23 protein-coding genes and 3 pseudogenes are annotated in these 20,573 nt (G+C 69.9%); 16 read left to right on the forward strand and 10 right to left on the reverse strand.

Features of this window, described 5'->3' with window-relative positions:
- Positions 1–331: 331 nt before the first annotated feature.
- Positions 332–2,194, forward strand: a complete 1,863-nt coding sequence (locus J7I98_RS26995; protein WP_214927206.1) for a DNA/RNA non-specific endonuclease — start codon at positions 332–334, stop codon at positions 2,192–2,194.
- A 121-nt stretch (positions 2,195–2,315) separates the two neighbouring features.
- A pseudogene (locus tag J7I98_RS27000) lies at positions 2,316–2,479 on the forward strand (DDE-type integrase/transposase/recombinase); the annotation flags it as partial.
- Between the two features lie 25 nt (positions 2,480–2,504).
- On the opposite strand, the pseudogene J7I98_RS42650 reads toward J7I98_RS27000, so the two are convergent.
- The 4 genes and pseudogenes from J7I98_RS42650 to J7I98_RS27020 form a co-directional block, all read right to left on the reverse strand.
- Positions 2,505–2,765, reverse strand: a pseudogene (locus tag J7I98_RS42650) (transposase); the annotation flags it as partial.
- Positions 2,723–3,094: a helix-turn-helix domain-containing protein gene (locus J7I98_RS42985; protein ID WP_374225175.1), complete on the reverse strand. Its 372-nt coding sequence runs from the start codon at positions 3,092–3,094 to the stop codon at positions 2,723–2,725. The gene J7I98_RS42985 and the pseudogene J7I98_RS42650, both read right to left, overlap by 43 nt.
- A 188-nt stretch (positions 3,095–3,282) precedes the next feature.
- The gene (locus J7I98_RS27015; protein WP_214927215.1) at positions 3,283–4,428 is read right to left on the reverse strand and encodes a tryptophan 7-halogenase; all 1,146 of its coding nucleotides are present in this window, start codon (positions 4,426–4,428) and stop codon (positions 3,283–3,285) included.
- Positions 4,425–7,460: a LodA/GoxA family CTQ-dependent oxidase gene (locus tag J7I98_RS27020; RefSeq protein WP_251021247.1), complete on the reverse strand. Its 3,036-nt coding sequence runs from the start codon at positions 7,458–7,460 to the stop codon at positions 4,425–4,427. Before J7I98_RS27020 ends, J7I98_RS27015 begins: the two co-directional genes overlap by 4 nt.
- An 831-nt stretch (positions 7,461–8,291) precedes the next feature.
- Between J7I98_RS27020 and J7I98_RS42325 the strand changes: the two genes are divergently transcribed.
- The 9 genes from J7I98_RS42325 to J7I98_RS27060 all read left to right on the forward strand — a co-directional run bounded on the left by J7I98_RS42325 (position 8,292) and on the right by J7I98_RS27060 (position 13,797).
- Positions 8,292–8,420, forward strand: a complete 129-nt coding sequence (locus J7I98_RS42325; RefSeq protein ID WP_285438088.1) for a hypothetical protein — start codon at positions 8,292–8,294, stop codon at positions 8,418–8,420.
- Between the two features lie 174 nt (positions 8,421–8,594).
- Entirely contained in the window at positions 8,595–8,864 is a 270-nt protein-coding gene (locus J7I98_RS27025) for a DUF5372 family protein (protein ID WP_214927217.1), read from the forward strand.
- Positions 8,865–9,051: 187 nt separating this feature from the next.
- Positions 9,052–9,528, forward strand: a complete 477-nt coding sequence (locus tag J7I98_RS27030) for a helix-turn-helix domain containing protein (protein ID WP_251021248.1) — start codon at positions 9,052–9,054, stop codon at positions 9,526–9,528.
- A gap of 273 nt (positions 9,529–9,801) precedes the next feature.
- Positions 9,802–12,255, forward strand: a complete 2,454-nt coding sequence (locus J7I98_RS27035) for a recombinase family protein (protein WP_214927221.1) — start codon at positions 9,802–9,804, stop codon at positions 12,253–12,255.
- Positions 12,200–12,493, forward strand: a complete 294-nt coding sequence (locus tag J7I98_RS27040) for a hypothetical protein (RefSeq protein WP_214927297.1) — start codon at positions 12,200–12,202, stop codon at positions 12,491–12,493. The genes J7I98_RS27035 and J7I98_RS27040 overlap by 56 nt, the downstream gene beginning before the upstream one ends.
- A gap of 162 nt (positions 12,494–12,655) precedes the next feature.
- Positions 12,656–12,829, forward strand: a complete 174-nt coding sequence (locus J7I98_RS27045; protein ID WP_214927222.1) for a hypothetical protein — start codon at positions 12,656–12,658, stop codon at positions 12,827–12,829.
- A 69-nt stretch (positions 12,830–12,898) separates the two neighbouring features.
- Complete coding sequence (locus J7I98_RS27050; protein WP_214927224.1) at positions 12,899–13,156, forward strand: hypothetical protein; 258 nt, start codon at positions 12,899–12,901, stop codon at positions 13,154–13,156.
- An 8-nt stretch (positions 13,157–13,164) separates the two neighbouring features.
- Positions 13,165–13,533 (forward strand): hypothetical protein, encoded by a 369-nt coding sequence (locus J7I98_RS27055; protein WP_214927293.1) that lies wholly within the window; start codon positions 13,165–13,167, stop codon positions 13,531–13,533.
- A gap of 66 nt (positions 13,534–13,599) precedes the next feature.
- Positions 13,600–13,797: a hypothetical protein gene (locus J7I98_RS27060; RefSeq protein WP_214927226.1), complete on the forward strand. Its 198-nt coding sequence runs from the start codon at positions 13,600–13,602 to the stop codon at positions 13,795–13,797.
- 87 nt (positions 13,798–13,884) lie between these two features.
- On the opposite strand, the gene J7I98_RS27065 is transcribed toward J7I98_RS27060, so the two are convergent.
- Entirely contained in the window at positions 13,885–14,271 is a 387-nt protein-coding gene (locus J7I98_RS27065) for a toxin Doc (RefSeq protein ID WP_214927228.1), read from the reverse strand.
- 214 nt (positions 14,272–14,485) lie between these two features.
- Between J7I98_RS27065 and J7I98_RS27070 the strand changes: the two genes are divergently transcribed.
- Positions 14,486–15,682, forward strand: a complete 1,197-nt coding sequence (locus J7I98_RS27070) for an IS110 family transposase (protein ID WP_251021249.1) — start codon at positions 14,486–14,488, stop codon at positions 15,680–15,682.
- 22 nt (positions 15,683–15,704) lie between these two features.
- Here the strand turns inward: J7I98_RS27070 and J7I98_RS27075 are convergent, their stop codons facing one another.
- Both J7I98_RS27075 and J7I98_RS27080 read right to left on the reverse strand, forming a co-directional pair.
- Positions 15,705–15,959: a hypothetical protein gene (locus J7I98_RS27075; protein WP_214927231.1), complete on the reverse strand. Its 255-nt coding sequence runs from the start codon at positions 15,957–15,959 to the stop codon at positions 15,705–15,707.
- Positions 15,960–16,035: 76 nt separating this feature from the next.
- Positions 16,036–17,649: a hypothetical protein gene (locus J7I98_RS27080; RefSeq protein ID WP_214927233.1), complete on the reverse strand. Its 1,614-nt coding sequence runs from the start codon at positions 17,647–17,649 to the stop codon at positions 16,036–16,038.
- A 362-nt stretch (positions 17,650–18,011) separates the two neighbouring features.
- Here J7I98_RS27080 and J7I98_RS27085 point away from each other — a divergent pair, with 362 nt between their 5' ends.
- Positions 18,012–18,245, forward strand: a complete 234-nt coding sequence (locus J7I98_RS27085; protein ID WP_214927240.1) for a hypothetical protein — start codon at positions 18,012–18,014, stop codon at positions 18,243–18,245.
- 20 nt (positions 18,246–18,265) lie between these two features.
- Here J7I98_RS27085 and J7I98_RS42660 read toward each other — a convergent pair whose 3' ends face one another.
- Positions 18,266–18,505, reverse strand: coding sequence for a hypothetical protein (locus J7I98_RS42660; RefSeq protein WP_308377954.1), 240 nt, complete (start codon positions 18,503–18,505; stop codon positions 18,266–18,268).
- Between the two features lie 77 nt (positions 18,506–18,582).
- Between J7I98_RS42660 and J7I98_RS42665 the strand changes: the two genes are divergently transcribed.
- On the forward strand, positions 18,583–19,014 hold the full coding sequence (locus tag J7I98_RS42665; protein WP_308377955.1) for a restriction endonuclease: 432 nt from the start codon (positions 18,583–18,585) through the stop codon (positions 19,012–19,014).
- A complete protein-coding gene (locus J7I98_RS27095; RefSeq protein WP_214927241.1) occupies positions 18,993–19,199 on the forward strand; it encodes a hypothetical protein in 207 nt (68 codons plus the stop codon). The genes J7I98_RS42665 and J7I98_RS27095 overlap by 22 nt, the downstream gene beginning before the upstream one ends.
- Positions 19,200–19,263: 64 nt before the next feature.
- Here the strand turns inward: J7I98_RS27095 and J7I98_RS27100 are convergent, their stop codons facing one another.
- On the reverse strand, positions 19,264–19,806 hold the full coding sequence (locus tag J7I98_RS27100; RefSeq protein WP_214927243.1) for a cytochrome P450: 543 nt from the start codon (positions 19,804–19,806) through the stop codon (positions 19,264–19,266).
- 222 nt (positions 19,807–20,028) lie between these two features.
- On the reverse strand, positions 20,029–20,163 hold the full coding sequence (locus tag J7I98_RS42330) for a hypothetical protein (RefSeq protein ID WP_285438089.1): 135 nt from the start codon (positions 20,161–20,163) through the stop codon (positions 20,029–20,031).
- Between J7I98_RS42330 and J7I98_RS42990 the strand changes: the two are divergent.
- Positions 20,162–20,348 (forward strand): annotated as a pseudogene (locus J7I98_RS42990) (RacP protein); the annotation flags it as partial. The gene J7I98_RS42330 and the pseudogene J7I98_RS42990 overlap by 2 nt on opposite strands.
- Positions 20,349–20,573: the final 225 nt, after the last annotated feature.

A 20,573-nucleotide genomic window follows, 5' to 3' on the forward strand; every position in this document is an offset into this window, starting at 1 on the left:
CTGTTCGGAGCCTGTCGACACGCCGTGGTCCATCCGTGCCCGCACCCTTTTCTCGCACGGTCTGGCCGGAGTCGTGGGGCAGGCGCGGCCGGGGACAGCAGTGTTTACGGTCTGTCACTGCCTTACACTCCGTGATGTACGGAAAGTCATCTTCTGATCCATTGGGTGCTTATGGGGTGACTGTGGCTTTTTGCCGCAGTGGCCGGGCACCCCCGCTCCCCGTGGTCCGAAGGACCTTGCGAGCGTTTCGCACGCCCACCCGGCCCGGGAGGGCCCAGCGGCGCCACCCCAGGTCGGCACGTGCCCGTACACCTTCGTGAAGGGATCATCCATGGTCGTCAAGAAGAAGACTGCGACGTCGAAGACCGCACGCGAACAGGACAAGCTCGTCGAGTCCCTCCGGCAGTTCATCCGGGCCAAGGGTCCGAACTACCTCACCGACCCGAATGTGACCAGCGTCGGTATCGGCTACCGGAAGAGGGGAGGCAAGCAGACCAAGGAGCTCACGCTCCAGTTCACAGTAGGTGTGAAAGCGGACGGGCACGAGCTGGAAGCGCTGGATACCACGCCGATTCCGGACACCATCAGGGTCGACGGGGTCGACGTGCCGACCGATGTCCTGCAGCGCAGCTACAAGCCTCAGTTCCTTGTAGTGCCCGAGGCAGAGACCCCGGGCCGCAAACGGCGCCTGGACCCCATCGTCCCGGGTGTGAGCGTCGGGCACGTGAAGGTGTCGGCCGGCACGATCGGCGCAATCGTCTTCGACAAGAACGACGGCACCCGTTTCGTGCTGAGCAACTGGCACGTGTTGCACGGCCCGGACGGCGAGCTGGGTGACGTGGTTGTGCAGCCTGGCGCGCACGACGACAACCGGATCGCCCAGAACCGTCTCGGCATCCTGAAGCGCTCGCACCTCGGTATGGCCGGCGACTGCGCGGTCGCCACCATCGAGGACCGGGACGCCGACCAGAGCATCTTCGAGCTCGACGTGATGCCGGAAGAGCTGGGCGAGCCGGAACTCGGCGATAAGGTCGTCAAGAGCGGCCGTACCACCGGCGTCACCCACGGTGTCGTGCGGCGCATCGAAACCCTCGCACAGCTTGACTACGGCGACGGTGTCGGGCTGCAGAACATCGGTTGCTTCGAGATCGAACCCGACCCGGCCACCCCGCCCGCCAACGGCGAGGTCAGCCAGGGCGGCGACTCCGGCGCCCTGTGGATGTTCAAAACAGGCAACGGCCGGCCGGGCAAAGTGGTGGCTGGGCTCCACTTCGGCGGCGAGGGGAAATTCAGCCCTGACGAGCATGCTCTCGCCTGCCTGCCCCGCTCGGTCTTCGAAAAGCTCGATATCAGCCTGCAGCAGCCCTCCAGCGAAGAAGCCGTAGTCGTCCAGGGATACGATCCTGCCTTCCTCGGCACCCGCATCGACACCCCGCGCCTTACGGCCGCGGTCAAGGACGATGCCGTCCAGCTCAACGACACCGACGTCATTCCCTACACCCACTTCTCCCTAGCGCTCAACGGCGTAAGGGGATTCGCGTTCTGGGTCGCCTGGAACATCGACGGCACCTCCCTCAAAAAGCTGCCTCGCAAGGGAATCAAGTTCGTCAAGGACCCGCGCCTGCCCGACGACGCCCAGATCGGCAACGAGCTGTATGAGGACAATCCTCTCGACCGCGGGCACCTGGCCCGCCGCGCCGACCTTCTGTGGGGAGCACCGCTGGAGGCCAAAAAGGCCAACAAGGACTCCTTCCACTACACCAACATCACCCCCCAGATGGAGGACTTCAACCAGTCCAGCAAGCGCGGCCTGTGGGGGCAGCTCGAAGACGCACTCTTCGCCGAAGTCGAGGTCGACGACCTCAAGGTGAGCGCCTTCGGCGGACCGGTCTTCCAGGACGACGACCGCCTCTACCGCGACCGCCAGATCTCCCGCGAATTCTGGAAGGTCCTCGCCTTCGTCGAGCAGGGACAGCTCAAGGCCAAGGCCTTCCTGCTCACCCAGAACCTGAACCAGCTCGAAGCCCTCGAACTCGATGAGTTCCGCGTCTTCCAGGTCGCACTCAGCGAGGTCGAAAGTCGCGGCCGCTTCCGCTTTCCCACCGCCCTGCGCAACGCCGACACCCTGACCGTGCCCGAATCACTCGCAGCCCGCACACCGCTGGAGGACCTGAGAGACATCGACTGGCGCTGACAGGCCGCACCACGCCCAGGAGGCCGGGGCCCGGCAGGCTCCGGCCACTTGGGGCTCGTGCGTAGACCTGGCACCAGCCGGGGACCAGGACCTTGCAGCCGTCATCGGCTACAGCTACATCCACTCCGCTGTCGACGACCACTCCCGCATGGCCTACAGCGAGATCCTGACCGACGAACGCAAGGAGACCGCCGCCGCGTTCTGGCGCGTGCCCACGCCTTCTTCGCCGACCACGGCATCACCGTCGAACGCGTGCTGACCGACAATGGCTCCTGCTACAAGTCCTTGGCGGTTACCTGACTTCGGCTTGTCAGGGTGGGGCTGATGTCTCGAGGGTCAGGCCGGTGCCGGCTATGAAGCCGTCGAGGGTGTGGGGCCGGTATTGAAGGCGTTTGAGGCGGTTGCGGACAAGGACTTCGAGCTGGTCGAGTGCCGTGACGGCGAGGTTGGTGAGGCTGCGTTTGACGTGGGCCCACACGCCTTCGACGGGGTTCAGGTCGGGTGAGTAGGCGGGCAACAGGAACACTGTCAGCCACTCACGCTCGGCCACGAGTTCCCGCACCACACCTGATCCTCCACCCAGCCATGCGCAGCCGGACCCTGCTCCAGGTATGCGGCCAGCTTCTCCAGGGACCGCGCGGACAGGCGGCACCGCGACCCGCTCGGACCGCGGGAGGCCAACGCCTGAGCACCGCCCTCCCTCCACAACTGGTGCCACTGGTAAGCCGACTTCACGCGCACCCGCAGCCGCCGTGCGGCCTCCGACGGCTTGATCTCCTGCTCGAACAGTTCAGCCGCCTGCATCCGTACCGACTCCCGGCGCCGGCGTCCCGTAGGAGTCAGCCCGCTCCCATCCGCATATCTCACACACCACGGATACAGCCACCCACCCACGCCCATCAGACACTTCTCAACGATTCACCCCAACGAGCTGAAGTCAGTAAGAGCGCGTCGGGGTAGGGGGGCCGGTATGCGGCGTAGCGATCGGCGCTACGGTCGAGGGCACGAGCACGCGAGTCGGTCGTCATCGCTCCATGATGGCGACCCCTCTCGCCCCGGCACCAGATCGTCTCCTGCCGCCCGCCGGGTCAGTGCGGCCACCCGTTCCGGCGGCGCCAGAACGGGTGCTCCGGCCACCGTCGCTCCTCGGCGTAGGACTGGGCGTGATGGTGGTGGTAGGCGTCCGCGACGCGGTCCAGGAAGGCGGCGTAGGACGCGAGGGCGCCCGTGTCGCCGGCCAGGCACCGGTCGACGGCCCGGCCGGCGCGGGCCCCGGTGTGCAGGGCCGTGAGGATGCCCTGGGAGGACAGGGGGTCGAAGGCGATCGCGGCGTCCCCGGCGGCGACCCATCCGGGGCCGGCCGGCGGGGACAGCCGCTGTCCGTGGGCGGCCGTCCAGTGCGGCGCGGGGGAGTCGGCCGGGTCGTAGCCGCTCAGGCGGTCCCGTACGTGCCGGGTGCGCGCCGCCGCGTACCGGAATCCGCCGGCGGTGCGTAGCCGGGCAGCGGCGAGGTCGGCGTCGGTGAGATGGGCGACCACCCGCCCGGCGGGGACCCTGGCGGTGTACCACCAGCCCTCGGGCACCGCCTCGACGAGGGTACGCAGCTCCAGGTCCCCGGCGTGGCCGCCCGCCCCGCGCGCGCCGAGCAGCGTGAACGCGGCCACGAGCCGATCCTGCCGGCGGCGCAGGGCCCGGCGGCGGCCGATGAGGGCGCGGCGGCCGGTCGCGTCCACGACCCAGCCGGAGCACAGCTCCTGTACGGCGCCGCCCCGCTCCCGCACCAGCAGGTGCTGCTCCTTGGCCTCGCTGCGGTGGCCGACCACGACGGCCCGCCGGATCAGGGCGCCCGCGGCCACCGCGGCCTCGCGCAGGAAGGCGTCGAACCGGTTGCGGTCGAGGTGCCAGCCGTGGCCGTGCGGGTCGAGCAGGTGGCTGTGGCCGTGCAACTGCGCCGATCCCCAGGACGCGTAGGTGCCTGGGCAGCTCAGGTGCGCGTCGGCGGCGAAGGCGGCCCACAGCCCCAGGTCGTGCAGCAGCGGCCGGGCCGCGGGCGGCAGGGTCTCCCCGACCGTGAAGGCGGCGGAGGGCGCGCCCGGCGGGCCCCCGTCCACCAGCAGGACGCGCCGGCCAGCCCGCGCCAGGACCAGAGCGGCGACGGCCCCGGCCGGGCCGCCCCCGGCCACGACGGCCTCGAAACGCCGGGCGAGGGGAACCGGGCCGGTCCGAGCGGTCACGGTGTCTCCGGGAAGCGGGCGACCTTCTCGAAGTACCCCGCCAGCACCTCCTCGTCGGGCCGGTCGGCCGCGGCGATGGCGGCGGCCACCGCTTTCTCCCGCACCGCGGGATCGGCGGCCTCGGGCAGGTGCAGACACAGCAGGTTCCGCAGCGGCGGCGGAGCCTGTTCGGGATGGAAGCCCACCTCTGACTCCACCAGCATGGTTGCGGGGAGATTCACCGCGTCACCGGGATCGGTACCGGAGCCGGAGCCGGCGGCGGGGCTCTCCCGCCGTGCGACGATGCCGAGCTTGCCGAAGTCCTTGACCATGGCGTTCATCTGGGCGATGCGGTCGGAGGGCAGCCATCTGTCCCACACTGCCCTGTCCTCGAAGGCGGTGCGACGCTCCTCGGGGTCGGCGGCGGGGTCGACGGCCGTCCGGTAGTTCTCCTCCGTCAACACGTGGTTGGGCACCCGCGCCGGCCAGAAGGTGGGCAGGTACGGGTCGTACCGCGGCCCGAAGCCCAGGTAGTACCCGGAGCGGCAGCGGGCGGTGTCGGTCTGCCAGGGCACGGCCATCCAGCGGGTCAGACCGCCCGGCTCCTGGGCGTACAGCGGACCATCGACGGCGAGCGCCGTCTGCGGGGTGAGCGTGGAGCCGTAACCGGGTTCCGGCCTGGCGGGGTCGCGGTGGCGCACCCGGAAGGGCGCGGAGTACAAGGTGGCGTGACGCATCGGCCAGGAGAGCTCACAGCCGGGGTGGAAGGCGTCGGCCAGGCAGTACGACAGGGCGGCCCGGTCGAGGGTCGCCGGGCGCTGCGCGAGCGGCAGGCCGTCGAGCGCCGTGGGCGGCGAGGCCTGGGGATGGTAGTCGGCGTCGAAGTCCCCGGCGGCCCAGCGGGCCAGCATGCCGTACTGCAACGGGGAGAGCGCCAGGTGCTGCCGCGCGGAGACCGGTCGCACGCTCATCGAGTCGCCGTAGATCGGCGGCCAGGGCACGGGGGAGAGCCCGTCGCGGTCGGGATCCCGCATCATCGCCCAGATCTGCTGGCGCAGTTCGTCGCGCCGGGTGCCGTGGCTGGCCAGCTCCGCCAGCCGCTCGGGGGTCAGGAAGTGCTCGCTCCCGCCGTGACCGAACAGGGCCGCGATGCCGCGGTTGACCCACTGCAGATCGCACAGGCGGCGCAGCACCGGCAGCACGTCGTGGGTGAACGAGACCCGCTCCGGGGGCGCCTGCATGCCCGCGGCCACGAAGGTGTCGCACATCAGGTCGTACATCGTGCGCACCGACTTCAGCTCCGGTGCGAAGTTTGGGGGAGCCACCACCACCCAGGCCGGATCGACCGGGACGTTCCTGCCGTCGATGCGGACCTGCGTGGTGACCGGGCCGTCGCAGATGTCGTCGTGCCAGCCGTCGTTGTTGGCGAAGTGCGTCGCCTGGGCGGTGGGGTATGAGGCGGACACCCCGCGCCCGCCGAGGAAGAGCAGGCGGCCGGCGCCGTCGGTGCGCAGCTCGCCCAGGTAGACGGGCCGCCCCAGGAACGTCCCCGTGTCGAATGCGTACTCGGGCTTCCCCACGCGTTCGCGGCCCCGGATCGAGCGGGGCCCGGGGTCGATGACCAGCCGGTCGCGCTCCCCGGCGGGCACCGTGGTGGAGTTGCGCAGCGTGGTCGCGGGTGCCTGTGCCGCCTCGGGGATGTCCAGGGCCAGCTGGAACTGGTACCAGGCGGCTTTCTTGTTGGCCACATGCACGGTCCAGTGCAGGTCGGCGTTGTCCGCCGTCAGCTCGGCCACCGCCTCACCGGCGGCGTTGTAGCCGTACACCCGAAACCGGACGGCCTGCCGCTTGAGCGCGCCCGTCGCGTCCTTGTACGTGCCGGTGGCCGGCGGGGGAGCCCCGTCGACCTCCGGGGCGAGGAAGAACTCCTCCGCGCTGTCGCCGACCCGGGCCACCCCGATCGCCGGGTGCACCGCGGCCCGTACGATCCGGGTGTCGCGTCCGTGCGGTTCGGCGGCCGTCGGCCGCGCGGGACCGGGCTCCGCCGCCGGAATGCCGTTGGCGTCGCGCCGCCGGGCCGCCGACGCGCGGTAGACGACCTTGCGGGCCTCGGCGATGCTGCCGACGGGCTCGTGCTCGGACAGGCTGTGCCAGGGGTTGAAGGCGAGGTTGTCCCCGTACTCCTCCTGACCCCGTGCGGTCGTGTCCTGCTGATGCAGAGTCAGCCTCGCCACCTTCACGGGCGCGCTCTCGCTCTCCTCCCAGCGCACGGTGGCCCGGTCCAGCGGCATGCGGTCCGGGTCCGTTCGGAACTGGAGCAGCAGGTCGAAGACGGCCGGGCCGGCGGCCAGGCGGTGGCGCAGGTCCCCGCGCAGGAAGGAGGGGGCCTCGTCCGGCGGCGCCGCCCGGGGGTCACCGTCCGCGCAGCCGACCGGGGCGAGCTTGTACTTCACGTGCCGGTCCGGCCCGAAGGAGTACGGCAACACGCCCCAGTACGTGGACGTGAGCGTGCTCTCGACGGGCTTGCGCATGTCCGCGAGGATCTGCCGGGTGAGGGGGTGCTGCTGCTGGTACGCCGCCGGGTCCAGCTGGAACTCGCACATGTCCCGGGCCGTGTCGACGAAGAAGACGTCGTGGTTCTGCAGCACGAGATCCTGTGTGTCGGCACGGGTGTCGTCCTGAAGCAGCTTCGGCCCCGGCACGCCGAACAGCTTGATGCCCCACCCGACGGTCCTGCGCAGATCCGGCCGCTCCGGCAGGGTGTCGCTGGAGATTCGCACCCAGGCGGTCAGGCCGCCGCTCTGCTCCGCCGCGGCCTTAAGGAAACCGATGCGGAGCTCGGGCGGCAGATCGGGGGCGACGGTCAGCACGCCGCGGGCCGCCCCGTGGAACTTGACGAAGACCGGGCGCAGGACGGGATCCTGCCCCTGGGCGATGCGGTCCCCCATCCGCTCGCCCACGAACTCGGCCATGATCCCGGCGATCGGCTCGTTGACGCAGTCGCGCGGGGGCGGCTGCGTGGGGCTTTCGGACACGTCGGGGTTCTCCGCCATGGCTCTGCTCCTGCCCGTCGAGTGTCGGCCGAGGCCGACCGTGTGCTGACGCTCACTGGCGGGAACCAGCCTGCCCCACAAAACGCTGGATAGGGGACAACCTGCGCAGTCGGGTCGTCTCGACGCGGCGGACCCGCGGCGCCTCCGGTGAGGAACTCGTACAGGTCGTACGCCACCATGGCCAGGCGCCCGGGGTCCGCGGTCCAGCCGAGGGCGGAGCCGAGCGGGCTGGTGACCTCCTGATAGCCGGTGATCCGCAGCTCGGGGCCGGCCGTGCCCATCCACAGCTCCCCCTCCTCCGTCGAGGAAAACCAGACCCGGCCCGGCCACGCGTGGCAGCCCCCCGAGGAAGTCCGGACCTGTATCCGTCGTCGGCGCGGACGGCGGGGCGTCTGGTTTTCGGCGGTGGGTGTTGTAGTGGTGATCTGGTGTGCTTCCCGCCTCGGGGGAACGCGCACGTGGGACGTGGTGAGAGCCCGGACCCGCGCAGGCCGCCGCTCCCTGCTCGCCTCTCTGATCCCGGCCGTCGAGGGCGCGGTCGTGGTGGCGTTGGCGGAGGTGGGCCGAGCCGTGGTGGTGAACTGGCGGCGCAGGCACCCGGACTTCCCCGCTCCGGTGCCCGGTGCTGGGACGTGGGAGAGTCCGCGGTTCGAGCGAGCCGCGGTGGTCGCGCGGGTTGCTGGCGCACGGCAAGCTCGGCGTCCCCAGCATGCAGCCAGCGCCCCCGCTGGTGGTGTCCGGCGAGGGAGGGCGTACGCGGACGGTTCGGCTGGACGGTCCCTCGCTGGTCCTGGCGGATGACGCCGAGGGGACGGACCGGGTGGGCGGCTGGTGCACGCAGGACGACGCCGACGTGCTGGGGGAGATGGGGGCGGCGGCCGGTCGTCATGGGCCGGGACCGGCGGCCTCGATCTCAACACCATCGGCTTCGTCGTCGTCGGCCTGTTCTTCGTCACCTGATTCCTCGCGCTGGCGATGTGGAAGTACCGCCGCATCGAAGAGAAGTGGACCGCCCACCTGCAACCTGCCGGAGAGACAGGCCGGCAGGGGGAGGCCGAATAGGCATAGGACGTTCCACCCTGGGCTTGCTCCGAGTCGTCGACTGCACCCGATCGGGACGGTCGGCCCGGATTTGTGCGGGTCACGCACCGGTTCCACCCCTGGTTCGGGAAGGAGTTCGCGTTCGTGGACCGGCGGCATACCTGGGACGAGGACCGGGTCTCGATGGTCGGTGAGGACGGGGCGGTGACCTCGCTGCCTGCGGCGTGGACCGATATTGACCCTGTCGATCCGTTCGTAGTGATGGCGGCGGGACGCTGCCCGTTCCGCATCACGGACCTGCTCGCCGTCGCGGACCATCTGGATGCCCTCAAGGTCCGGGATGTCGGCGGATCGGCGCCGTGAGCGTCGTCTGATCCACGCCGCCGTCGGCCTCAACCTGGTCGCGGGGCGCGCGGAATCTGTCGGCGGGAGCACGTTCCACCTGCTGGTTTGCCTCCGTGCGCCCCGTCGGCGGCCTTGGCCGCCGACGGGGCCGGCGCGAACCTGATGACAGGGATCTCGGGCAGAGAGGCGACTGATGACGACGGTGATGGCTGATCCGAAGGTGGCGGCGCTGGTGGCGACCCGGTCGCTGAACCCGCACCCGGAGAAGGTGACCGACGTGGTGTTCCTGGCCTCGCGGTTCTGCGACGCCAGGGACGTGGTGCAGGTCAAGTACGAGATGGTGCGCCGAGTGCGGATCGACAAGGTGCCCGTCACGCAGGCGGCCCGTGCCTTCGGCTACTGCCGTCAGGCGTTCTATGAGGTCGCCGCGGCCCTGGACGCCGGCGGCCCGAGCGCCCTGGCCGCCGGGAAGCCGGGCCCCAAGGGTCCGATCAAGCTCACCGAGGCGGTGATGGTGCAGGTCGAGGGCTGGCTGGCAGACGAGCCGGCCCTGAAATCCCGGGAGCTGGCCGAGCGGGTGGAGACCGTCTTCGGCTTTCCGGTCCATCCCCGTTCGGTGGAACGTGCACTGGCTCGTCGGCGGGAGGCCAGCGACCCGGAGGAGCCCATAGTCCGCTCCTGAACCGGAAGTTGCCGCAGGCGTTGAGAACTACGAGCGTCTGCGCGGGGCGTCCGTCGGGCCGCGGCACGGGCTCGCGGTGCTGGCTGCCAAAGGTCTGGTCACGTTCCTGCGGGTGACCGCCACCCTGGCGAGTGCCGCCCCGCGACGGCTTCCGGTCTCGGCGGCGCCACCGAGCCTGTTGGGACCGGTGGACCCGGAAATCATTCGTGTCTGGTCCCGGATGGTCCTGGCGCATGCTCCTTGACCTGCGCGATTCACGTACTGGAGTGGGCGATGAATGAGCAGCTGTTCGGGCCCGCACTCAAGGTGACTGCTGATCATCTCGCCCGCAACGCGTATCTCTATGTCCGTCAGAGTTCGATCAAGCAGGTCCTGCACAACACCGAGTCGACGGTGCGGCAGTACGGGCTCAAGAGCCGGGCGGTCGCGCTGGGCTGGCCCGCCGACCGGATCATCGTCATTGACACCGACCAAGGCCAGTCCGGCGCCACCGCCACCGACCGGGAGGGCTTCCAGCGTCTGGTCACCGAGGTCGGCATGGGCCACGCCGGAATCGTGCTCGGCCTGGAGGTATCCCGCCTCGCACGCAACAACACCGACTGGCACAGGCTCCTCGAAATCTGCGCCATGTCCGGGACGCTGATCCTGGACGAGGACGGCCTATACGACCCCCGCGATTTCAACGACCGGTTGCTGCTGGGTCTCAAAGGATCAATGTCAGAAGCGGAGTTGCACCTGCTCAAGGCACGTCTTCGGGGCGGACAACTATCCAAGGCCCGGCGCGGGGACCTGATCAGTCCCATTCCGATCGGCTTGGTCTACGACCCCTCGGGCAAGGTCGTACTCGACCCCGATGCCGCGATCGTCGCCGCGATCCGCGCGGTCTTCGACTACTTCGACGCCACCGGCTCGGCCACCGCTGTGGTGAAGGCGTTCAACCACGACGGCCTGCGACTGCCCCGGCGCCTGAAGCACGGCCCGGACAAAGGGAAGGTCGTCTGGGCGCCGGCCGCGCATTCACGGATTCTGAAGATCCTGCACAATCCGCGCTATGCCGGAGCGTTCTTCTACGGCCGCTACCAGCACAAACCCAGCCCCGGCAGCGGGAAGAACGGGCCACAGCTGCGACCACGCGAGGAGTGGATCGCGCTCTTCCCAAACCACCACCCCGGCTTCATCACCTTCGAAAAATACGAGGCCAACGAGGCCAAACTCGTCGCCAACGCCACCGCTCACGGGAAAGACCGCCGGCACGGCCCGCCGCGCGAGGGCCCCGCCCTGCTGCAGGGCATCACGGTCTGCGGGATCTGCGGACGCCGCATGACCGTGCGCTACCACCAGCGCAAAGACCGCGTCGAGCCCGAGTACGTCTGCCAGGCCAGAGGCATCGAGCACGGCAACCCCGTCTGCCAGCGCGTCCACGGCGCCGGCGTCGACGCCGCCGTCGGACATCTGCTGGTACAGGCACTGACCCCACTCGCGCTGGAGGCCGCCCTGGCGGTCGCCGAAGAACTGGCCAACCGAGCCGACGACGCCGACCGGCTGCGGGCCGCCACAGTCGAACGCGCCCGCTACCAAGCAGACCTGGCCCGGCGCCGCTATCTCGCAGTCGACCCGGACAACCGCCTGGTCGCCACCAGCCTGGAAGCCGACTGGAACGCCTCCTTGCGTGAACTCGCCGAGGCCACCGATACCTACGAGAAGACGAAAGCCTCCGGCATCGATGCCCTGGACGACACCCAGCGGGCCCGGATCACCGCCCTGGCCAGCGACTTCCCGAAACTGTGGAACGACCCGGCCACCCCGGTGCGGGAACGCAAACGCCTAGTCAGACTACTGATCACCGACGTCACCCTGGCCCGCGCCGAGCAGATCACCGCGCACGTCCGTCTCCGCGGCGGCCAGGAATACACCCTGACGATGCCCGTTCCGCTGGCGCCCTGGCAGATCCGCCAGACCCCGCCCGAAGTCGTCACCGCCATCGATCAGCTCCTGGACGACCACACCGACGGCCAGATCGCCAAGATTCTCACCGATCGCGGCCACCTCAGCGGCAGCGGACACCCCCTTCAGGCCCGGATCATCCAGCACATCCGCACCGCCCACCGCCTCCTCAGCCACCCCCAACGGCTCGCTGACCAGGGCATGGTCAGCCTGCGCGAGATCTCCCGCCGCCTGGAAGTGCACCCCAAGACCGTCAAGAAGTGGCGCGACGACGGACTACTGAGCGGCCGCCTGGCCAACGACAAGGGCGAGTACTCTACCACCTGCCCGGCCCCGACTTCACCCGCCCCCGCATCGGCCGCCCACCGGCCTACGAGCTGGTCGACAACCCAACACCCGCCGCATCAACCGAAAGAAGCGCAGTATGAACCCCGAGGTTTGTCTTTTGGCTTCAGAGCGCGAGCTGGATCTACCAACGCCCCAACCACCCCCTTCGTACAAAGCGCCCCTTCAGCGGTTCACCCGCCCACGCATCCGCAGGGCCCTGCGGCGCCGGCCCACGCCGATCATCTCGCGCGACCTGGCAGCCCACCCGGCGGCGGTACTCGACTACGTCCGACGCACCTGCGAAAGCGTGCTGCGCTCCGACGAAATCGACACCCTGCTGGCCTTCGACAGCGATTACGACCGAGCGGGCGCCCGCACCTTCGCATGCCTGCTCTACACCTTGGACCGCTGCGAAAGCGCCCTGTACTGGTGGCGGTTCGCCGCAGGAGCAGGTGACCCACTCGCCGCCCACCTGCTCGCCGCACACCACGCCGGCGCCGACTGCGTACGAGACGCCCGCCTGTGGCGCACCTTCGCCCGAATGCTCGGCTACACCCCCGACCGGCACCGCCCACAGCCTGTCCAGGGCAGGGCCACCATCGCCGAAGGTCTCGCCCGCCAAGCGCCGTGGAACACCGAGCTGCGCAACTTCATGACGTTCGAACAGCTCCCCGACGCTCTCGTCAGGCGCTGACTCACTTCTGCGGCCGCGCTGGTGCCCCAGGGCAGAGGTGTCAGCGCGGCGCGGCAACGGCCACGTCGCCACCCAGCCTGAAGACCGGACCGACACATCAGCCCCCGGATAACGCCCAGGCCGACCGGGGGCTGCCGACCCATGCGTATAAGGAGCTACCCGATGCCCTCCATCCCAGCCCGTCCTGCTCCTCGCCCTGGTCCGCTGACCCGGTTCGTGCGCTGGGCTGCCAGCCGTCGGCGTACTGCCCTCATGCACCTGCTGCGCGGAGTCTGTTACGGCACCGGAACCGCCCTGGCTGGAGTCCTCGGCGTGTGGATCCAGAGCCGTCTGTAAACGTCCGCCGGACTGGCGAAGGGTACGGGTACGTACCCGTACCCTTGAGGGATGGGAAGGAGTACGACGATGTCTGATGCCAATGTCCGTATCCCCGAGGAAGCCAAGGACCGGCTGGCCGCCATCGCGGCCGCCGAGGGCCTGTCGCTGCGCGCCTACCTGGCCCGCCTCGCCGAAACCCTGCTGACTCCACAAGAGCGCGCCGAGCGCGCAGAGCAGGCCCGAGCGGCACTGAAGAAGTGGAACGGCTACGCCCCGTCCACGGCTGAAGAACACGACTTGGACAGTGAGCTGGACCGGCGCCTTGCCGAGGTGAAGAGCCGGTGACTGAGCACATGCACATCGTGCTGGACGAGACGGCGATGGCCGCCGCCGGCCAGGGCAACATCCTCGCTTCCCGGCTCATCCACCGGGCTCACGCCGAATCCGGCTGGTTCCTGTATGCCCCGGCGTGCGCACTGGTCGAGGCAGAACGTGCCCGGCCGGGAACAGCCGAGCATCTGGCCGCCTTACCGGGCATCACGGTCGTCGACCTGGACCTGGCCGCCGCCTTGACTGTGGCACGCGAGGAAACATGGGCGGCGGCACACAGCCAGTACGCGGCGCAGCCCACGCCCGACCGGCCGGACGGCGCGATCGTCGCCACCACCGTCCCGAAGCGGTGGGAGGGCGAACCAGTCCGCGTCCTGGACTTGAACCCCTGAACCGGTCCCGCGCCGGCGCGGTGGCGTTCCGAGGTGATGTCAGACCTGCGGCCTAGGATCCGGCCGATGGCAATCGAACTGATTGACGAGCTCATCGAGCTCGAACGGGCTGCGTGGGCCGAGCAGCAGGCGAACGCATTGACGGCGGAGGCTGCTGCACGGGTGCAGATGGCGATCACCGCGCATGCCCGGGCGACAGAGCAGAACCGGTATGAGGTGGAGAAGGAGCTCAAGCGGGTTGTCCGGCATCCTGCCGCGGAGTAACCCACGGAACACGCGAGCCCCGGCCTCCTTCGAGGTCGGGGCTCTGGCGTGCTCGGCCTCCGCCGCCCCTCCCGACTGGGTGATCCATCAGAGGCGCCAGCTGCGGATCTTCTGGGCGCAGGCGAACGCGTCGGCCCCGGCCCGTACGTCCCTGGCGAGGTCGATGAAGCCGCCGTACGGCTCGGTGAGTCCTTCACCGGAAGCCTGCATGTAGGAGATCGCGATGAGCGCGGCGAAGGTCGGGTTGCGCGCGGGCAGTGGTCGGACGCTCACGATCTCGTGGAAGAGCGCGGCCGCCCGCCACGAGGCGTCAGGCAGATAGCCGAGCTTGGGGGTGTTGACCTTGTGACGTGCTACCGCGGCGACCAGCCCGGAGAAGTCACTGACCTCCAGGGCCTTGGGCAGGAACTCGGTCTGCTGTTCGAGGAGCCACGCTACGTCGATGTACAGCTCAGGCGGCTCTACCGTTTTCACCGGGTTGGTCCTCCCGTTCGTATGGTGGGGGCACCCAGAGGTGCCGGGTGTGGCTCTCAGGCGGCTGCCGCTTTGTGGCTTCCGATGCTTCGCCGCCCGGCACCTCACGACGACTCGGCCGCCGATTAGGAAGTGCGAATCAGTCGCTGTGTAGAGCAATGCCGGCGAGGTCGTCCGTGGTACGAACTGCACGCACACGTACGTCAGGAGCACGATGAGCCGGATATGGGCGGGGGTCGACAGCGGGAAGGGCCACCATCACGGACTCGCGCTGGACGCCGAGGGCAAGACGTTGTTGTCGCGGAGGGTGGCCAACGATGAGCCCGAGCTGCTGACACTGATCGGAGATGTCCTCGGCCTGGCCGACGGTCGCCCGGTCACCTGGGCCATTGACATGACCGGCGGGGAGCCCGCGCTGCTGCTGGCTCTGCTGATCAACCACGGCCAGGAAGTGCTTTACATCCCCGGCCGTCTGGTGAACCGGGCCTCCGACGGCTACCGCGGCGAGGGCAAGACCGATGCCCGCGACGCCTACGTGATTGCCGACCAGGCCAGAATGCGCCGCGACCTGCGGGCCATCCGCCCCGGCGACGAAGCCGCCATCGAACTCAAGCTGCTGACCGGACGCCGATCCGACCTGGTCGAGGACCGCACCCGCTCCGTGAACCGGCTGCGCGGCACCCTGCTGAGCATGTTCCCGGCCCTGGAACGGGCCCTGGACGTGACCAACACCGGCCCGCTCAAGCTGCTGACGGGCTACCAGACTCCTGCGGCCATCCGACGTGCTGGGGTCTCGCGGCTGGCGAAGTGGCTGGCCAACCGCAAGGTTCGAAATGCGCGAGCCCTGGCCGAATCGGCCGTCGGGGCCGCTGAACGTCAGCACACCGCCATTCCCGGGGAGAAGACCATCGCGAAGCTGGTCCGCACCCTGGCCGAGGAGGTGATGGCCCTCAACGAGCAGATCTCCGAGATGGACAAGCTCATCGAGGGCCGGTTTCGCGAGCACGAACTCGCCGACATAGTCCAAAGCGTCCCGGGCATCGGCGCGATCCTCGGCGCCGAGTTCCTCGCCGCCGTCGGCGGCGGCCTGGACGACTTCGACTCCCCGGACGCCCTGGCGGCCTTCGCCGGCGTCGCCCCCGCACCACGCGACTCCGGCAAGGTCAGCGGCAACCTCCACCGGCCAACCGTCTACCACCGCAGACTCCAACGCGTCTTCTACACCTCCGCGTTGGTCAGCGTCCGCTGCGATGCCAACTCCCGCCGCTTCTACGACAGGAAGCGCGCCGAGGGGAAGAAGCACGTCCAAGCCGTGCTCGCCCTCGCCCGTCGACGCGTCAACGTCCTGTGGGCCCTGATCCGTGACCGACGGTGCTACCAAGTCACACCACCAGTGACTACAGCCGCTTGACAACAGCATTAGGAAGCATCGGTCAGGCGGCCCTCGTGCCGGAACGGTCGGAGGCGTCGGGCTCCTCGTTGGGGAACGCGGCAGCGAACTCCTCGATCAGGCCCGACTTCTTCAGCTCACGGAAACGGGCCGCCGCCAGCTCCAGCCGGGGGTCTCGCTCGGCGGCCTCCGTGAGCAGCGCGGTCACCGTCGTCTTCTCTGCCTCGGCGCGCAGCTTGAGCCGCTCTGCCGTCTCCGGACTGATCCGGATGGTGATCTTTTCCGTCTTCTCGCCCATACCGAGCACTGTACAGCGCTTGCCATACAATGGGCAGGGATCCCTTGAACGGCGTCGAGGCGGCAGCCCGGCGCGCCTACAGCAGTCCTCCCAGCGGCCAGACCCGCTCGGTGAGCCGCCCGCGCAGCCTTCCTGCGGCGGTGTCGGCTTCGGCGAGCCAGTCGGCAGCGATCAGCAGTTCGGCGTGCTCGGGGATCTCCTCGGGCGGCAGGGTGCAGAACGCGGCGGCCTGGTCCAGGTCGATTCCGCCGTCCTCGGCACGTCCGAGGCGGCCGTCGGGGCGGGTGTGCGCGGCGGTGTACAGCGCGAGCAGCCGGGTGGCGGGCAGCAGTTTCTTCTTGCGCAACTTCCGGTCGCCCACCGCCTTCTGGGCCCAGCCGGAGATCCTCGAACGGGTGGTCTTGCCGAAGCCGAACGGGCGGGGCTGGTCGGGTAGCAGCGTGGGGACGGTGATCTCGGTGGGATCCTCGGGCCGGGCGGCCAGCGCTTCGGCGACTGTGCCGGGCAGGCGCAGCCAGCCGGCCGCGACCAGCTGCTCCAGCACCCGCTCGGCATCGCCTTGCAGCCAGCCGGTGAGGTCTTGTCCGGTGATGTTCCCGGTGCCGGCGCGCGCGGCCCGCAGGGTGAGCATGAGCACCGCGAGACGTACCCCGGCCTCGGGATGTGGGGCGTTGGCCTGGACGTAGTCCAGCACGGTACGGGCGTGCACGGCCTGGCTCCGGGTCAGCAGCCGTTCCACCACCGGCCCGTCGTCCCCGCTCACCGTGTCGCCGACTCGGTTCTCGTGCATCTCGCGGGTGGTCTGCGCGGCCTTCTGGGCCCGGTGAGCCTCGTGGCGCAGGGATCCCTCACCGGTGACCTCGGCCCACAGGCTGAACGCGCGGGCCTTGCGCTCGTGGAGTTCGGCGAGGAGAACGAGGTCGGGCTCGGCGCGCTCCTGGTAGGCGCGGAACGCATCCCCGAGCTCGATGAGTTCCACACGCAGGACGTCGGGCTGAAGGTCGTGCGGCACGGTCCGCTGCGCGATCTTCCCCCGCCGCTTCGCCCGCCGGGACACTCCTCCACCCGGCGAGGCGATGCGGGCACCGGGCACCGAAGCAGGTCCGGCGACCGGGGAGGAAGAAGCGTCGGCAGGAGGGGAGTTGAGGGAGGGGGCGTGGTCGGAGAACACCGCCGCACCCCCGCCCGCCGGCTCCTGGTCCGCCCCGGCCGGAACCGGGGTGGAGCGGCGAGGCGGGGGCGGGGCGGTGTCCAGGACACGGCAGTCAGAGGTGGCGGCCGCGCAGCGCGCGCACGTTTCCGCGATCCGCCACAACCTTCCGGCGCGGTCCGCGTGCACGGTGAGGACCACCAGGCCCCCGCACCGCACCGCCTCCGCCGCCGGCCGCGCCCCACCGCGCCTTCCCTCGAGGACGTCGGGGGTGTGCCACGCGCAGTCGGCGGCACGGCAGCCGCACCACGCCTCGCTGCGCGGCCCGCCGCCCGCGCGGATGCGGGCCAGGTGCAGGTTGACGTGTTCGACCGCGGCCTTGCGCCCCGCCGCGGCGCTGGGGAAACGCTGATCGGCGCAGGCCGGGCGGGAGCAGGAGAGCCGGACCGTGCCTGCGGACGGACGGCCATAGGGGTCCAGGCGTACTGTCCACACCCGCCCTGTGACGCGCTCCTGCTGCGTGTCGGCCTCCACCGCCATGTGCTACTCCCAGCGTTGCTTGGTCCGTCGCCTTGGGTAGTCCCCATCATCGGGGAAGCCCCGAGGAACGGAAGTTCCGGCCGACGTGTGTCTGCTCGCACGTGAAGCCGATGCGCCCGGCATGGCCCCTCCGGCCGCAGAGCGCGCCGTCTTCATCCTCCAAGCCGTGGAAGCCACCCGCCGTATTCGGCTGATCCTGTCCGGTCGGCGCAGACTGCCCCCAGGCCGGACATGGGGTGCGCGCCCTGCCGCGCCCAGGCATGGCCGGATCGGATCCTGCCCGGTGATCGACTCCTGACGGATTGTCAGTGCCGGGTGCTGTTCTCAGTGGTGTGCACGGAGCACACCAGTCCGAAGGGGGAATGGCGATCACGGCAGTGAAGGTCACCGAGCACACACGGGGCGGGCATCCGGTACGGGAACACACCCGCTCGCATCCCGGGTCGGCCCGGCAGCTCACGATCTTCGGGATCGTGGCCATCGTGGTCTGGGGACTGGCCCAGGGCCAGGTGACGTTCTCCGGCGACGGGGTGACGGCGCCGCCGGGCACCCTGCCCGCCTCGGTCGCCCCGGCGCGTCCGGGGAGCGGCCGGTGACCAGGAGGGAGGCGGTCTTGTCAGCGGGCCGGGGTTCTTCCGACACTGCGGTGCATCGGGATGACACGGAACGGGGGCACGATGGCAGCACGGCGGCGCCGGCGCTCGAAGGGCCGGGCGCGTACAAACTGGCGGGGCTGGTCCGGGCTCTCAGCGGCGGGGTTCGTCGTCTGGGTCGCGGTGAACTGGGCGGCGCTGTGGCCGTACGTCCTCACCATCGTCGCCCTGGCCGTGCTCGGCACCACCGCCTGGCTGCTCACCCGAGCTCACCAGCGGGCCGTGAGCGCGGACCGTACATGGCGGGCGGGGGAGGAACGCAGGGCCCCGCGAACTGTCCATGACCGCCGTCGACGCCCTGACGTGGCAGGAGTTCGAGCAGTACGTCGCCGAGCTGTGCCGCCGGGACGGCTGCACCAAGGTCTTCGTGAGCGGGAAGAAGGGTGACCTGGGCGCTGACGTGGTGGGCTACCTCGCCGACGGCAGGAAACTTGTCGTGCAGTGTAAAAAATATGCGGTCGACCGGTCGGTGTCCTCACACGACATGCAGAAGTTCGTCGGTACCGCCCGGCCCGAACACGGCGGGGACGTCGCCCTGTTCGTCACCACCTGCCGCGCCTTCACCAAGGACGCCCTCGGTCTGGCCGTCCGGCAGGACATCATCGCCCTGCACCGCGATCTTCTCGGTGCCTGGGTGAAGGGAGCTCACCTGGAGACGCTGCTGCCGCTGAACGGCTCTGGCGGCGGTACATGCCGTCGGCCGTCGGCCTGACCAGCAGACACCACAGCTTCCTGTACGACGGCGCCTTCGCGGCGGACCAGGCCTGGCGCCAGGCAGTCTCCCGGCACGGGTTCGTGATCCTGATCACCGGGAAGAGCGTCATCGGCACGGAGACCGAGGTCTGCTTCGACACCCGCGAGTGCCGCTTCCTGTGCGTGGCCTGCCGCATCGGGTGATCACGTTCAGGACGTACTGCGGCGCCGCCCCACGGGGGGGAGGGCGGCGCCGCAGTACGTCCAGTCACCGTAGCCGTCGGCTTTTCGGGCGCGCAGGGCATGTTCGCGGCCTGGCTGGATTCCAACCGGGCTGCTCGGCGGGAAGCGTGAGGCCGGCCATGAAGTGCGCGATGTCGATGTAGTACGCGAAATCGCCGCCCCGGGTCAGTTCGCGCAGGCGGGAGATCGTGGCGGTCAGCGCGTCGAGGTCGTCCAAGACGGCCTGGTGGAAGGCGAGGGCCAGCTCGAGGGTGGGTGTCACGGAGGTGAGGCCCGCGACGTCGAGCTCGGTACGCAGCGCCTGGACGCGGTCTTCGAGCGCGAGGTTGCCGGCGTCGCGAATGAGAGCGGCGATGGCCGCGTTGATCCTGGACGCACGCAGGTCGAGGTGCGCGAGGAGCTGTTCAACCAGGTCGACCTCGTCGTCGGCCTGGTGGGGGTCGATGAAGGCGACGGCGAGGGCGCGCAGGGCCTGATTGTGCGCGGCCTCGCCGGACTTCGCATGCTGTTCGGCTTCGAGACGCCCGGCCAGGTAGGCGGCCGCCGCGCGTGCCGGCTCTCCCTGCACCCACCACACATCACCCAAGACCCGCTGGTGACGCCCTTCCCAGCCCAGAGTTTGCGCGGCGGCGAACGTGGTGGGGAAGTCCCCGGCGAGGCGCGCAGCTTGGGCCAGGCGACCGCCGCCGTCGACGACCTGCTGGTAGCCGCGGCGGGAGTCCGCGCTGTGTCCGATGTCGCGGTGTGGTCGGGTAGCCGGGGTCCAGCAATGGACTCCGGCTACCCGACCTCACCCGTCCCGCCAACTGCCCTGCGGGGACCGTTCTGGCATGTCGCTGGGGAAGGTGAGTTGCTTGTTGGCCGCCTTGGCCAGCCAGTCCGCCACTGGCCAGCTGAGTTCGGTACGCAGGTCACGCGTGTCCATAGTGCGTCCGCGGCGCGACCCGCCCTCCGTGAAGCGAACCGTCCACGACCCCGGCCTTTTCGTGTTGTTCGAGGCCAGACCGGCCGGCCTGCTGATGCACCAGCTGGTCCGCGCCAGCGGCCTCTCCTCCAGTCAGGTGAGGTCTGGCCGCGCTACGGGACGAGGCCGCGTCCAAGGGCTGGCCGCACGGCATGCGGTGCGGGGCGGCGCTGCGGTTCTGGCGGGTCGCGGGGTGCTGGGGCGGCAGGTGGGGGTGTGGTTAGAGGGCTTCGGCGAGTTCTTCGATTTGGTTGGCGAGGTGGGGGTCGGGGTGGGGGACGCTGCCGAATTCTTCGTCTTGGTCGGTTGTGAGGCGTTCCACGAGGGCGCGCAGGGCTGGGTTGGGTGCGCGGTGGTGGCGGGTGGTGTGG

This window comes from Streptomyces sp. ISL-98 (genome assembly GCF_018614055.1).
GTDB classification, from domain to species: domain Bacteria; phylum Actinomycetota; class Actinomycetes; order Streptomycetales; family Streptomycetaceae; genus Streptomyces; species Streptomyces spiramyceticus.

Excerpts from the sequence above, each read along its gene's own strand:
- J7I98_RS27020 (WP_251021247.1), bottom strand. The coding sequence starts at position 7,460 with ATGGCGGAGAACCCCGACGTGTCCGAAAGCCCCACGCAGCCGCCCCCG.
- J7I98_RS26995 (WP_214927206.1), top strand. The coding sequence starts at position 332 with ATGGTCGTCAAGAAGAAGACTGCGACGTCGAAGACCGCACGCGAACAG.
- J7I98_RS27075 (WP_214927231.1), bottom strand. The coding sequence starts at position 15,959 with ATGGGCGAGAAGACGGAAAAGATCACCATCCGGATCAGTCCGGAGACG.
- J7I98_RS27085 (WP_214927240.1), top strand. The coding sequence starts at position 18,012 with ATGGCGATCACGGCAGTGAAGGTCACCGAGCACACACGGGGCGGGCAT.
- J7I98_RS42665 (WP_308377955.1), top strand. The coding sequence starts at position 18,583 with ATGACCGCCGTCGACGCCCTGACGTGGCAGGAGTTCGAGCAGTACGTC.
- J7I98_RS27080 (WP_214927233.1), bottom strand. The coding sequence starts at position 17,649 with ATGGCGGTGGAGGCCGACACGCAGCAGGAGCGCGTCACAGGGCGGGTG.
- J7I98_RS27070 (WP_251021249.1), top strand. The coding sequence starts at position 14,486 with ATGAGCCGGATATGGGCGGGGGTCGACAGCGGGAAGGGCCACCATCAC.
- J7I98_RS42330 (WP_285438089.1), bottom strand. The coding sequence starts at position 20,163 with ATGGACACGCGTGACCTGCGTACCGAACTCAGCTGGCCAGTGGCGGAC.
- J7I98_RS27045 (WP_214927222.1), top strand. The coding sequence starts at position 12,656 with ATGCCCTCCATCCCAGCCCGTCCTGCTCCTCGCCCTGGTCCGCTGACC.
- J7I98_RS27095 (WP_214927241.1), top strand. The coding sequence starts at position 18,993 with ATGCCGTCGGCCGTCGGCCTGACCAGCAGACACCACAGCTTCCTGTAC.
- J7I98_RS27050 (WP_214927224.1), top strand. The coding sequence starts at position 12,899 with ATGTCTGATGCCAATGTCCGTATCCCCGAGGAAGCCAAGGACCGGCTG.
- J7I98_RS27035 (WP_214927221.1), top strand. The coding sequence starts at position 9,802 with ATGAATGAGCAGCTGTTCGGGCCCGCACTCAAGGTGACTGCTGATCAT.
- J7I98_RS42985 (WP_374225175.1), bottom strand. The coding sequence starts at position 3,094 with ATGGGCGTGGGTGGGTGGCTGTATCCGTGGTGTGTGAGATATGCGGAT.
- J7I98_RS27060 (WP_214927226.1), top strand. The coding sequence starts at position 13,600 with ATGGCAATCGAACTGATTGACGAGCTCATCGAGCTCGAACGGGCTGCG.
- J7I98_RS27055 (WP_214927293.1), top strand. The coding sequence starts at position 13,165 with ATGCACATCGTGCTGGACGAGACGGCGATGGCCGCCGCCGGCCAGGGC.
- J7I98_RS27030 (WP_251021248.1), top strand. The coding sequence starts at position 9,052 with ATGGCTGATCCGAAGGTGGCGGCGCTGGTGGCGACCCGGTCGCTGAAC.